10 protein-coding genes and 1 pseudogene are annotated in these 12,589 nt (G+C 71.2%); 8 read left to right on the top strand and 3 right to left on the bottom strand.

Annotated features, from left to right (window positions below):
* The 8 genes and pseudogenes from PV343_RS20695 to PV343_RS20660 form a co-directional block, all read left to right on the top strand.
* A pseudogene (locus PV343_RS20695) lies at positions 1-1,322 on the top strand (hypothetical protein); the annotation flags it as partial.
* 9 nt (positions 1,323-1,331) lie between these two features.
* Positions 1,332-1,745 (top strand): roadblock/LC7 domain-containing protein, encoded by a 414-nt coding sequence (locus tag PV343_RS20690; protein WP_003973453.1) that lies wholly within the window; start codon positions 1,332-1,334, stop codon positions 1,743-1,745.
* 111 nt (positions 1,746-1,856) lie between these two features.
* The gene (locus PV343_RS20685) at positions 1,857-2,255 is read left to right on the top strand and encodes a DUF742 domain-containing protein (RefSeq protein WP_009190816.1); all 399 of its coding nucleotides are present in this window, start codon (positions 1,857-1,859) and stop codon (positions 2,253-2,255) included.
* Positions 2,236-2,811, top strand: coding sequence for a GTP-binding protein (locus PV343_RS20680; RefSeq protein ID WP_020942433.1), 576 nt, complete (start codon positions 2,236-2,238; stop codon positions 2,809-2,811). Before PV343_RS20685 ends, PV343_RS20680 begins: the two co-directional genes overlap by 20 nt.
* A gap of 381 nt (positions 2,812-3,192) precedes the next feature.
* Entirely contained in the window at positions 3,193-6,468 is a 3,276-nt protein-coding gene (locus PV343_RS20675) for a nitrate- and nitrite sensing domain-containing protein (protein ID WP_319148444.1), read from the top strand.
* A gap of 10 nt (positions 6,469-6,478) precedes the next feature.
* Positions 6,479-6,892: a roadblock/LC7 domain-containing protein gene (locus PV343_RS20670; protein ID WP_007384910.1), complete on the top strand. Its 414-nt coding sequence runs from the start codon at positions 6,479-6,481 to the stop codon at positions 6,890-6,892.
* A gap of 97 nt (positions 6,893-6,989) precedes the next feature.
* The gene (locus PV343_RS20665) at positions 6,990-7,559 is read left to right on the top strand and encodes a DUF742 domain-containing protein (protein WP_319148443.1); all 570 of its coding nucleotides are present in this window, start codon (positions 6,990-6,992) and stop codon (positions 7,557-7,559) included.
* Entirely contained in the window at positions 7,540-8,121 is a 582-nt protein-coding gene (locus tag PV343_RS20660; RefSeq protein WP_026248371.1) for a GTP-binding protein, read from the top strand. Before PV343_RS20665 ends, PV343_RS20660 begins: the two co-directional genes overlap by 20 nt.
* A gap of 131 nt (positions 8,122-8,252) precedes the next feature.
* Here PV343_RS20660 and PV343_RS20655 read toward each other — a convergent pair whose 3' ends face one another.
* The 3 genes from PV343_RS20655 to PV343_RS20645 form a co-directional block, all read right to left on the bottom strand.
* Positions 8,253-8,438, bottom strand: coding sequence for an acyl-CoA carboxylase subunit epsilon (locus tag PV343_RS20655; RefSeq protein WP_317445576.1), 186 nt, complete (start codon positions 8,436-8,438; stop codon positions 8,253-8,255).
* Between the two features lie 57 nt (positions 8,439-8,495).
* A complete protein-coding gene (locus PV343_RS20650) occupies positions 8,496-10,091 on the bottom strand; it encodes an acyl-CoA carboxylase subunit beta (protein ID WP_133923598.1) in 1,596 nt (531 codons plus the stop codon).
* Positions 10,092-10,245: 154 nt separating this feature from the next.
* Positions 10,246-12,564: a polysaccharide lyase 8 family protein gene (locus tag PV343_RS20645; RefSeq protein ID WP_319148442.1), complete on the bottom strand. Its 2,319-nt coding sequence runs from the start codon at positions 12,562-12,564 to the stop codon at positions 10,246-10,248.
* Positions 12,565-12,589 lie beyond the last annotated feature (25 nt).

The following is a 12,589-nucleotide window of genomic DNA, read 5'->3' as shown; positions in this document are numbered from 1 at the left end:
GGGCCGCACTGCCCGGTGCCGGCCAGGGCGGCCGTCCCGGCGCGCCGGGTGGCGCGCGTGGTCCCCAGGGTCCCGGTCAGCAGGGCCGGCCGGCCCCGGCGGGTGCCGGCGGCTTCGGCGGCCAGCAGGGTCAGCAGTCCGCGGGCTCCCAGGACCTCTTCGGCGCCCGTGGCTCGGCCCCGCAGCGCGGTGGCGCCGCGGACCAGGGCCGGCAGCCGCAGCTCGCGCCGCGTGGCGGACCGCGGGCCGAGCTGCCGGGCGGCAACCCGTCCGCGCCGCGCACCCCGGACTGGAGCGACAACGCCCAGGCCCCGCTCTCCCGCGCCTCGCTGGACGCCCCGCGCGGCCACGACGAGCAGGACGCGGCGCGCACCGGGCGGATACCGCGCGTCGACGACCGGCAGGGTCCGGGCTCGACCGCGGAGATGCCGCGCATCGACGCCCAGGGTCCGGGCGCGACGGGCGAGTTCCCCCGTCCCGACCTCGGTACGGGCGGCTCCACCGGCCAGTTCGCCCGGCCCGGCGCCCAGCAGGACACCGGCCAGTTCGCCCAGTACGGCCAGCAGGACAACGGTCAGTACGGCCAGCAGGGCGGCGCTGACCAGTTCACCCGCTCGGACGTGTACGGCACGCCGGCGCAGCAGGACCCGCAGAGCACGGGCCAGTTCCCGGTTCCGCAGAACTACGACGCGGGCTTCGACGGCGGCTCGACCGGTCAGCACGCGCTGCCCGGCCGGCCGGACCAGGGTCCCGCGAGCACCGGTCAGTTCGAGCGTCCGCAGCCGGGTGGCCGTGCCGACTTCGGCGCCCCGCGCCGGCCGGCCCCGCAGCGTCCGGTCCGCCAGGAGCCGGAGGCACTGCCGCCGGCCAGCGGTCCCGGTGACGGCCGTACCCCGCTGTTCGACACGCTGGAGACCAACTGGTTCCACGGCCAGCAGGGTCAGCAGGGTGGTCAGCAGCCGGACAACACCCCGGTGCCCGCTCCTCAGCAGCAGGCACCGGCCCCTCAGCGCCCGGCCTCCACGACCGGGTCCTGGCGCACTTCGCCGAACGACGAACTCGTCCGTCAGGCGGAGCGCGTACGACAGCCCGCGGCGGGCGGCATCACCACCTCCGGCCTGCCGCGCCGGGTGCCCCGGGCGAACCTCGTCCCGGGCACGGCTCAGCAGCAACAGCACCAAGCCGGTCCGCAGGTCTCGCGTGCGCCTGACGACGTACGCGGCCGGCTGACCAATCTCCGTCGGGGCATCGCACAGGGCCGTCAGGCCGGCAACGGCCAGACCGGCAGCTTCCCCAGCCCCACTCACCAGCAGGAGCGTTAGTTGAGTCCGATGAGCCAGGCGGCACAGAACCTGAACTGGTTGATCACCAACTTCGTGGACAACACCCCCGGGGTGTCCCACACGGTGGTGGTCTCCGCCGACGGCCTTCTGCTGGCGATGTCCGAAGGCTTCCCGCGGGACCGCGCGGACCAGCTCGCGGCCGTCGCGTCCGGGTTGACCTCTCTCACGGCCGGGGCCTCCCGGATCTTCGAGGGCGGCAACGTGGCCCAGACGGTCGTGGAGATGGAGCGCGGTTTCCTCTTCCTGATGTCCGTCTCGGACGGGTCGTCCCTCGCGGTTCTGGCCCACCCCGAGTGCGACATCGGTCTGGTCGGCTACGAGATGGCACTGCTCGTCGACCGCGCGGGTGCGGTACTCACCCCTGACCTGCGCGCCGAACTCCAGGGCAGTCTGCTTCACTGACCCGCTCCGGCACCACCCACCTCACGAAAACACCGTCCGGCCGCCACAATCCCCCCACCGGCCCCGTCAGACGGCACGACTGACCGACTTGCTGTCCCGCCCGGAGGATTCATGACCCCGCCCACCGCCCATCATGATCCGTACGCCGAGCCGTACGGGGATGAGGGCGACCAGCCGCTGGTGAGGCCGTACGCGATGACCGGCGGCCGGACCCGGCCGCGGTACCAGCTGGCCATCGAGGCACTGATCAGCACCACGGCCGACCCGGCAGCCCTGATGGGGCTCCTCCCGGAGCACCAGCGCATCTGCCACCTGTGCCGGGAGGTCAAGTCGGTCGCGGAGGTCTCCGCGCTGCTGGCCATGCCGCTCGGTGTGGCCCGGATCCTGGTCGCCGACCTCGCCGAGGCCGGCCTGGTCGCCATCCACCAGCCTGGTGGCGACGAGAACAACGGCGGCGCTCCGGACGTGACGCTGCTCGAAAGGGTGCTCAGTGGACTTCGCAAGCTCTGACGGGGGCCGGGCCACCACCTCCGCGAAGATCGTGGTGGCGGGCGGCTTCGGCGTGGGCAAGACCACGTTCGTCGGCGCCGTCTCGGAGATCAACCCGCTGCGTACGGAGGCCGTCATGACGTCCGCCTCGGCGGGCATCGACGACCTCACCCACACCGGGGACAAGACCACCACCACGGTGGCGATGGACTTCGGCCGCATCACCCTGGACCAGGACCTGATCCTGTACCTGTTCGGTACGCCGGGCCAGGACCGCTTCTGGTTCATGTGGGACGACCTGGTCCGCGGCGCCATCGGCGCGGTGGTCCTGGTGGACACCCGCCGTCTCGCCGACTGCTTCCCGGCCGTGGACTACTTCGAGAACAGCGGCCTTCCCTTCGTCATCGCCCTCAACGGCTTCGACGGGCAGCAGCCGTACACCCCGGAGGAAGTGCGCGAGGCGCTGCAGATCGGTCCCGACGCCCCGATCATCACGACCGACGCCCGCCACCGCGCGGACGCCAAGTCGGCGCTGATCACGCTGGTGGAGCACGCCCTGATGGCGCGGCTGCGGTAACACCCAAGTTCGACATGCCGTACGGCAGTTGTCGTATGCCCCTCGGAGCCGGCTGTGGCCTTAGACACGGTCGGCTCCGGTGTTCATAACAGTTCGGCAGAGGAATCCCCGGGCGTCACCACGCGACGCGGTCGTGCGGTGCCGCTGTGCGCACGAACGCCCCGCCTTTTGGCGGGGCTCGCTCTTTATGACCGTTTTATCTGGGGCTTACAAGAGCGTCGATCACAGGTTTCCACTGTTTGGAAGTGTGCTGGTCCACGTGCTGGAATGCCTGAACTGCCCATTAGTCAAAGACGTACCTACCGAGTGGTCGAAGACGAACCGGGCTCTGAGAGACTGCGGCACGACGTAGGTGCCGACCGCCGAGAGGTTGTTGGTCGAGTGAGGCGAAGCAAGAACGGTCCCGAGCCGTCGGCGCGGGGCAACTTCACCCCGCCGCCGCGCGCTGCGGCGCCCACCCCTGTACCCGGTGCGGAGCCGGCGGCCACGCCCGCGAAGAGCGGTGGCCGGTTCTCCCCGCGCAACTGGCGGGTGCCGACCAGGCTGAACGCGATTCTGCTCATACCCGTGGTGGTCGGCCTCGTTATGGGCGGCTTCCAGGTGAAGAGCTCGATCGACACCTGGCAGGAGGCCCGCGACGCGGAGAACACCGCCCGTCTGGTGCGTGCCGCGCTCTCCTACGCCGACGCCCTCGAGAACGAGCGTGACGTCACGGCGGCGCCCCTCCTGCTGGGCAACGACAAGAACACCGTCACCGCCGCCCGCAAGGCCACGGACCAGGCCGCCGACGCCTTCTCCCAGGCCGCGCAGGACATGCCGGACAAGCCCGGTCTGAAGCGTCGGCTGCAGCTGTTCCACAAGGTGGAGCCCCAGCTGCAGACGCTGCGCCAGGTCGCGTACACCTCCAAGGTCCACGGTGTGCAGACCGAGGAGGGCTACGTCGAGGTCAGCCACCCCCTGATGGAGTTCGCGAACGAGCTCGGTCTGGGCACCGGCAACATCACCTCCTACGGCCGTACGGTCTACGCCATCTCCCTCACCAAGGCGGCGCTCTCGCTGGAGCGGTCGATCGGCACCCACCTGCTGGTCAAGCCCGGCCCGGACGACGGAAACCTGGCGACGCAGCGCGTCTCCCTGTCCTCGTACGCCTACCTGGAGCGCATCGCCCTCGAGGAGTACCTCGGCGGTGGCACCGACGAGGACGCGCAGAACCTGGCCGACGCCCAGGCGAAGATCAAGACGGACGGCGCCGCGCTGGTCCAGCAGCAGAAGCAGCAGGACCCGAAGTACGTCGCCCCGCCGTCGGACCCGTCCAAGATGGTCGGGGCGCTGGTCACCATGAAGGACACCAGCCCGCTCACCCGTCAGGTCATGGCCAGCAAGGGCTACACCGCGAAGAACTGGTTCGCGGTGAACTCGCTCAAGTACAAGGCCTACCGGCAGATCGAGTCGAACCTCGCCGACAAGGCGGTGAACGAGGCCTCCGGCATCGCCGACGACGCCAAGACGTCCGCGATCATCACCGGTGCGGCCGTCGTCGTCGCCCTGCTCCTCGCCTTCATCCTGGCCGGTGCCGTGGCCCGGCAGATGAGCCGCTCGATGCGCCAGCTGCGCAACGCGGCCTTCGGCATCGCCGAGCAGCGCCTGCCGATGCTGGTCGACCAGCTCTCCCGCACCGACCCCGGCCGGGTCGACACCCGGGTCGCGCCGATCCCGATCAACTCCACGGACGAGATCGGCGAGGTCGCCCGCGCCTTCGACCAGGTCCACCGCGAGGCCGTCCGGCTCGCCGCCGAACAGGCTCTGCTGCGGGGCAACATCAACGCGATCTTCACCAACCTCTCGCGCCGCAACCAGTCGCTGATCGAGGGCCAGCTGACCCTGATCACCGACCTGGAGAACAACGAGGCCGACCCGGACCAGCTGGAGAACCTCTTCCGCCTGGACCACCTCGCGACCCGGATGCGCCGCAACGGCGAGAACCTCCTGGTCCTCGCGGGCGAGGAGCCCGGCCGCCGCTGGGACCAGCCGGTCCCGCTGGTGGACGTGCTGCGCGCCGCCTCCTCCGAGGTGGAGCAGTACGAGCGCATCGAGCTGTCCGGCGTCCCGGAGGCCGAGATCCACGGCCGCGCGGTCACCGACCTCGTGCACCTGCTGGCCGAGCTGCTGGAGAACGCCACCACCTTCTCCTCCCCGCAGACCAAGGTCCGCGTCACCGCGACCCGTCTCCCCGACGGCCGCGTGATGATCGAGATCCACGACAAGGGCATCGGCCTGACCGCCGAGGACTTCGCGGACATCAACCACAAGCTGGCCAACCCGCCGACCGTGGACGCCGCGATCTCGCAGCGCATGGGCCTGTTCGTGGTCGGCCGGCTGTCCGACCGGCACGGCATCCGCGTCCAGCTCCGCCCCTCGGGCGAGCAGGCCGGTACGACCTCGCTGGTCATGCTGCCGGACGCGATCACGCACGGCGGTGGCGGCGAGACGCCGCTGGACCGCGAGGAGTTCACGGTCTCGCAGATCATCCCGGAGCAGCAGTTCCAGGGTGAGAGCTTCGCCCAGGTGGAGCCGATGCGCACCGCCGCCGAGCTGGGCTTCGACGACAGCCGGTACACCGACGTCCCCGACGACATCCGCGACCTGGACCCCGTCGGCCGCTCCCTGATGCGTGAGGAGCGCCGTGCGGCCCTGGAGGCCCAGACCCTCGGGCAGCCGCACCCGGAGACCGGCGAGCAGTCCGGGTACCGGGACGAGTTCGAGGCGATGCGTGCCTTCGACGGCGGCGAACAGGGCTACCCCGAACAGCGGGCGTACCCGGAGCAGACGCAGCAGGCGTACCCGGAGCAGCCGTACGAGGAGCAGCAGCGCACCGCGTACGAGGAGCCGTACGAGAAGTCGTACGACGAGCAGTACTACGCGCAGGGCGGTGACGCCGCGCGGAACGACGGCTTCGCCGCGAACGGCACCGGCTACCCCGAGCCCGCCTATGCGGAACCGGCCCAGGAGGAGCGCGCGCCCTCGCACGACTCCGCGTCCGACGGCTTCGGCTCCTACGGGGCCCAGTCGTACCAGGACGACTGGCCGCAGCAGAACGGCTACCAGAACGGCTACCCGGCCCAGTACGCTCCGGAAGCGGAATCCCCGCAGGCCGGTGACGCGGGCGAGCGGAACCGCGTAGGCTTCGACCGTCCGGGAACGGCCTCTCCCGCCGCCCAGGGCCTGACCGACGCCGGTCTGCCCCGCCGCGGAGCCCCCGCGAGCGGCTCCGGCGGGTCGTCGAGTGCCGCGAACGGCACGGCGCGCGTGCAGCAGGAAGCGCCGGCTCCGGCACCGGGCAACAGCCCGGCGGCGGGCGGCGAGAGCGGCTGGCGTTCGGCCAACGACGAGCGCTGGCAGCAGGCTTCGCAGCTCCGCAAGCCCAAGGCAGGCGGGGTCACCGCCTCCGGTCTGCCGCGGCGGGTACCCAAGGCCAATCTGGTCGAGGGCACCGCCGAGAGCACCCCTCAGGGAGGCCCACAGGTCTCCCGCGCCCCGGAGGACGTCCGGGGCAGGCTGAGCAACCTGCGTCGAGGCGTCCAGCGCGGACGCAACGCAGGCAGTGAAACGAACGGCCAGGGCTTCGGTCCTGACAGCACCTACAACCAGGAGCGTTAGTGTGAGCCCGATGAGCCAGGCGGCACAGAACCTGAACTGGTTGATCACCAACTTCGTGGACAACACCCCGGGGGTGTCCCACACGGTGGTGGTCTCCGCCGACGGACTCCTTCTGGCGATGTCCGAAGGCTTCCCCCGCGACCGTGCCGACCAGCTGGCAGCTGTCGCGTCCGGTCTGACCTCGCTGACCGCCGGCGCCTCGCGCATCTTCGAGGGCGGCGCCGTGAACCAGACAGTTGTGGAGATGGAGCGGGGATTCCTCTTCATCATGTCCGTTTCCGATGGTTCTTCGCTCGCAGTCCTGGCACACCCGGAGGCGGACATCGGCCTCATCGGGTACGAGATGGCCCTTCTGGTGGACCGCGCGGGCTCGGTCCTGACCCCGGATCTGCGTGCTGAACTCCAGGGAAGCCTTCTCAACTAACAGACCAGCGGTGCGAATACACGTCCCGGGGCCGTAAGGTTTCGGGACGCGGCTCCACACGGATGGGTGCCCGGCACAGTCGGAGGAGGAGAAGAGAGTGGCAACACCCCCAGGCGGTTCCAATTCGGGAAACTGGTCGTACGGTCCTGCCCAGGGCCACGGCGACGGTTCCCAGAATCCGAACCGTTACAACTTCCCCTCCACGCCCAGCCACCGGCAGCCGTACGCGCCGCAGGGTCCCGGCCCGTCGCCGTACGACCAGCCGCCGGCCCCGCGCATCCAGCCGGTGCAGCCGCAGCGCCGCCCCGAGCCGGCGCCCGCAGCGAACAACCCCCTGGTGCGTCCGTACGCCATGACCGGCGGCCGGACCCGCCCGCGCTACCAGCTCGCCATCGAGGCACTGGTGCACACCACCGCCGCTCCGCACCAGATGCAGGGTCAGTTGCCCGAGCATCAGCGGATCTGCAACCTGTGCCGGGAGATCAAGTCGGTGGCCGAGGTCTCGGCCCTGCTCACGATCCCCCTCGGCGTTGCCAGGATTCTCGTCGCCGACTTGGCGGAGGCGGGCCTGGTCGCCATCCATCAGCCCGGCGGCGACGAGAACGCCGGTGGCCAGCCAGACGTGACACTGCTCGAAAGGGTGCTCAGTGGACTTCGCAAGCTCTAGCGGCGGTCCTTCCCGCTCCACCACCTCCGCGAAGATCGTGGTGGCGGGCGGCTTCGGCGTGGGCAAGACCACGTTCGTCGGCGCCGTCTCGGAGATCAACCCGCTGCGCACAGAGGCCGTCATGACGTCCGCGTCGGCCGGTATCGACGACCTCACCCACACCGGGGACAAGACCACGACGACCGTGGCCATGGACTTCGGCCGCATCACCCTGGACCAGGACCTGATCCTGTACCTGTTCGGTACGCCGGGCCAGGACCGCTTCTGGTTCATGTGGGACGACCTGGTCCGCGGCGCCATCGGCGCGATCGTGCTCGTGGACACCCGCCGTCTCGCCGACTGCTTCCCGGCGGTCGACTACTTCGAGAACAGCGGACTGCCGTTCGTCATCGCCCTCAACGGCTTCGACGGCAACCAGCCGTACAACCCCGACGAGGTCCGTGAGGCCCTGCAGATCGGCCCCGACACCCCGATCATCACGACCGACGCCCGCCACCGCGCGGACGCCAAGTCGGCGCTGATCACTCTCGTCGAGCACGCACTGATGGCGCGCCTGCGCTAGCGGCCGCCCGCGTTCGTTCACAGGGGCCCTCTCCGCACGGAGAGGGCCCCTGTGTCGTACGTGCCGCGCCCGGAACGCCGAAGCCCCGCCCTCCCGGAGGAGTGGCGGGGCTACGTACGCGCTGGGGAGGCTCAGTGCCAGCTGTGGGGTGCCCGGAAGCCCGGCTCGCGCTCCAGCCGGCGCCAGCCGGCCTTGGCGCGGCCGCGGTGGGCGGGCGCCTCCGGCTGGGCGGCCGCACGGGCCAGGAGGACGGCCGTGATGGCGGCGACCTCCTCGGGCTCGGCGTGGCCCTTCTCGACGCGGATGTCAGTGTTCATGGATGTCAGTCTCCGTGAGAGAGAGGTCCGCGGGGTGGCCGCGGCGGGTCCACTCGGTTACTGCGGGGGGTTGCCGTGCTTGCGGGAGGGCAGGTCGGCGTGCTTGGACTGGAGCATCGCCAGCGACTTGACCAGGACCTCGCGGGTCTCGGCGGGGTCGATGACGTCGTCCACGAGGCCGCGCTCGGCCGCGTAGTAGGGGTGCATCAGCTCGGCCTTGTACTCCTTGACCATCTTCTGCCGCATCGCCTCGGGGTCCTCGGCCTCGGCGATCTGACGGCGGAAGATGACGTTGGCCGCGCCCTCGGCGCCCATCACGGCGATCTCGTTGGTGGGCCAGGCGTAGGTGAGGTCGGCCCCGATCGACTGGGAGTCCATGACGATGTAGGCACCTCCGTACGCCTTGCGCAGGATCAGCGAGATCCTCGGCACGGTCGCGTTGCAGTAGGCGTAGAGGAGCTTCGCGCCGTGACGGATGATTCCGCCGTGTTCCTGGTCGACGCCGGGGAGGAACCCGGGCACGTCCAGGAAGGTGATGATCGGGACATTGAAAGCGTCACACATCTGGACAAAGCGCGCAGCTTTTTCGCTCGCCTCGATGTCCAGCACGCCGGCCAGCACCTGGGGCTGGTTGGCGATGATGCCGACGACCTGGCCGTCCAGTCGGCCCAGCGCGCAGATGATGTTCCGCGCCCAGCGCTCGTGGACCTCCAGGTACTCGCCGTCGTCGACGATCTCCTCGATGACCTTGGCCATGTCGTACGGCCGGTTGCCGTCCGCCGGGACCAGGTCGAGCAGGACGTCGCTGCGGCGGTCCACCGGGTCGGAGGAGTCCACCCGCGGCGGGTTCTCGCGGTTGTTCTGCGGCAGCAGCGAGAGGAGGTAGCGCACCTCGGCGATGCAGGTCTCCTCGTCGTCGTACGCGAAGTGGCAGACGCCGGAGGTCTCGGCGTGGACGTCGGCGCCGCCCAGGCCGTTCTGGGTGATCTCCTCGCCGGTGACCGCCTTGACGACGTCCGGGCCGGTGATGAACATCTGCGAGGTCTCGCGGACCATGAAGACGAAGTCGGTGAGAGCGGGGCTGTAGGCCGCGCCGCCGGCGCAGGGGCCGAGCATCACCGAGATCTGCGGGATGACCCCGGAGGCCTTCGTGTTGCGCTGGAAGATGCCGCCGTAGCCGGCGAGCGCCGAGACGCCCTCCTGGATGCGGGCGCCCGCGCCGTCGTTCAGGGAGACCAGCGGGGCACCGGCCGCGATGGCCATGTCCATGATCTTGTGGATCTTGGTCGCGTGGGCCTCGCCCAGCGCGCCACCGAAGATCCGGAAGTCGTGCGCGTACACGAAGACCGTGCGGCCCTCGACCGTGCCCCAGCCGGTGATCACACCGTCGGTGTAGGGCTTCTTCGCCTCCAGGCCGAACCCGGTCGCCCGGTGCCGGCGGAGCTGCTCGACCTCCTGGAAGGATCCCGGGTCCAGGAGCAGCTCGATGCGCTCCCGTGCCGTCAGCTTGCCCTTGGCGTGCTGCGCCTCGGTCGCCTTCTCGCTGGGGCCCGCAAGGGCCTGCGCACGGATCTCGTGCAGCTCGGCGACCCGTCCGCGCGCGTCCGTCGGCTCGCCCGTCGGCTCACCCGTCGTCTCTTCCAAAACGGTCATGTAGCGACCATACGAAGGACACCAAGGATTGCGAGCCGTCGACTCCGTACAGTCTCCGGGCCGTTTTCCTGGTACCACCGAACAGAACCCGGGCGACATGCAGCCGTTCCGACTGCTCAGGGGGCACCGGCGTTGTAGGGAAGCCACAAACGCGTCACCGGAGAGCCACCACACATTCGTGGGTGGCACATGCCATCCCCGGAGTGACACGGAGCCTCAGACGGCCCAATACCGAGAGGATTTCCACGCCCTCGCCGGCCCGCAGGACCGAGCGCACGGGACGGTCCCAGACGATCTCCAGCGGTCCGCCCGTTCGGGGCGGCTCGCTCACGCAGAGGGTAGCGGTCCGGCCCCGGCGTCTGACGAGCACGCTCGCGCCCGCCGAGGCGGTCAGCTCCCCCACCGTACCGGCTGTCCAGAAGGTGGCCGCCGTCAGGCCCAGGCCGGGCACGGCGACGGCCTGGCAGTGGGCGTCGTTGGCGAGGACGCGCAGCCAGTGGCGGTCGGCGGCGCGGGCCTCGACCTCGTGGCGCGGGGCCCCGGGCAGCACGGCGTAGACGTAGTCCGCACCGGCCGGGTCGGTGCCGTGGTCGAGCCAGAGGGTCGCCCAGCGGCGGGTGCGCCGTTCGGCCGTGCCGGAGGCGTTGATGTCGGACCAGGAGCCGGTGCGGTCCTCGCACCGGGTGCGCAGTTCGCCGCCGCACGGCAGGAGCCAGCCGCCGTGGTCCTCCAGGTGGGCCCAGCCGGGTCCGCGGGTCAGCGCCCGGGTCCCGCCCTCGCCGAGGTTGCGGTTGTCGACGACCGTCTCGACGGGGACGCCGTCGGCGCAGGTGATCCCGGCGCCGAGGCAGACGACGGCGTCGTCGAGGAAGAACCAGGACTTGCGGGCCTGGAGGGTGGACTCCACGCCCTTCAGGTGCTGGCCCACGGCCGCGTACGTGCCGTCGGTGGTGCCGCCGACCCAGGTCGTGTCCGGCCGGGCGGCGCCCCACTCACCGCCGGCCCGGTCGGCGAGGCGTCGGGTGGAGACCGTGGTGCCGGGCAGGCGGTACCAGTCCACGGTCGGCCAGTACCAGTCGGTGTACTGGTCGCCGCGGGCCGCCGGCCACCAGCTGAGCATGCCGGAGCCGGTGTGCCAGCCGCGCGGGTTCTCGCCGTTGCCGCACTCGTAGTGCGCGATGCGGGCGCTGGCCATGGCGAGCGCGGCGGTGAAGCGCGGGCGGCGGTGCACGGCCCGGTCCATGTCCGGGAAGAGGCGGTGGCCGACGGGCTCGGCAAGCGCGGGCACGGCCGACCGGGCCACCGCGTGCAGCCGGGCGAGGTCGGCCACGCCGAACTGGTCGGCCGTCAGGACCGGCGTCACGGTGTCCCGTTCGATCCATCCCTTGATCCGGCCGTACCAGCGTGCGCGCTCCTCCTGCCGGGCGCCGTCCGCCAGCAGGGCGACGGCCGCGATCAGGGCCTGGCCGTGGTAGTGGTCGCTGCGCATGAGGTGCGGGTCGTCGCCCTGCTGGCATCCGCGGCTGATGGCCCGGCCGTTGACGCAGTCCATGACCAGCCCGTCGTGGATCAGCGGGGCGTAGGCGTGCTCGACGCTGTCGAGGACGTTCTGCCGGGCCGGGTCGGTGATCTCCCACGCCGACCCGGCGAGCAGCGCGAACAGCCGCCCGAGGCCGTCGAGCAGGACCTGGCCGTAGGTTCCCGAGTAGGCGACCCAGGTGTGCTGGACGAAGGAGCCGTCGGCGTGGAGGCCGTCGCCGCGGGTGACGTACGGGAAGACCGGGGAGAGGGCGTCCCGGGCGAGCGCGAGGCGGTCGCCGGCGCGGCCGATGACGCCGCGCAGGGCGACGGAGCGGCACAGGTCGACCCGGTTGGCTCCGGTGGAGGTGCCCGAGTAGTCGGTGAGCGCCGAGTCCGGGACGAAGTGGTCGACCGCCGCGCAGGCCGCCGCGATCCTGTCCGGCCCGAGGTGGTCGTACAGCGCGGCCGTGAGGTCCATCAGGAGCCGGGGGCTGCCGATCTGCCACTCCCACCAGTTGCCGTAGCGGGTGGTGGCCGGGTTGTAGACGGTGGCGGACAGGTGGTCGAGGCCGCGCAGGACGTCGGTGAGCAGGGTGTCGTCGCCGGTGCACCCGGTGCCGGGTTGGAGGTAGGCCTGCGCCATGGTCCACAGGCGGCCGTAGCCGAAGGTGATGCCGGTGGGCGGGTCGAAGGGGTGGCCGGGCCAGAGGGAGTCGGGGGCGGGGGCCATGGTGGCCCGGAAGTCCCGTGCCAGCGCGCCGAGCCGGGCGAGCCGGGAGGCGTAGGGCTCGGCGGCCGGGTCGTACCCGGTGCCTAGGGCGATGTCGAGCCAGCGGCGGCGCAGGGTGTCGTAGGGGTCGGCGGCGGGGGTCGCGGTGGCCCGGGGGGCCGCCGTGGCGGAGAGGGCGGCGGCCAGCAGGAGCGCGCGCCGTGTCGGTCCGGACGTGGTCATGGCGCCGGCCACCGCCCTCCCCGGC

Origin of the sequence: Streptomyces sp. WI03-4A, assembly GCF_033792105.1 — a bacterium.
GTDB lineage: Bacteria > Actinomycetota > Actinomycetes > Streptomycetales > Streptomycetaceae > Streptomyces > Streptomyces collinus_A.
This window is presented reverse-complemented; position numbering and strand designations above follow the sequence as displayed.

Excerpts from the sequence above, each read along its gene's own strand:
- PV343_RS20690 (WP_003973453.1), top strand. The coding sequence starts at position 1,332 with ATGAGCCAGGCGGCACAGAACCTGAACTGGTTGATCACCAACTTCGTG.
- PV343_RS20685 (WP_009190816.1), top strand. The coding sequence starts at position 1,857 with ATGACCCCGCCCACCGCCCATCATGATCCGTACGCCGAGCCGTACGGG.
- PV343_RS20670 (WP_007384910.1), top strand. The coding sequence starts at position 6,479 with ATGAGCCAGGCGGCACAGAACCTGAACTGGTTGATCACCAACTTCGTG.
- PV343_RS20655 (WP_317445576.1), bottom strand. The coding sequence starts at position 8,438 with ATGAACACTGACATCCGCGTCGAGAAGGGCCACGCCGAGCCCGAGGAG.
- PV343_RS20650 (WP_133923598.1), bottom strand. The coding sequence starts at position 10,091 with ATGACCGTTTTGGAAGAGACGACGGGTGAGCCGACGGGCGAGCCGACG.
- PV343_RS20645 (WP_319148442.1), bottom strand. The coding sequence starts at position 12,564 with ATGACCACGTCCGGACCGACACGGCGCGCGCTCCTGCTGGCCGCCGCC.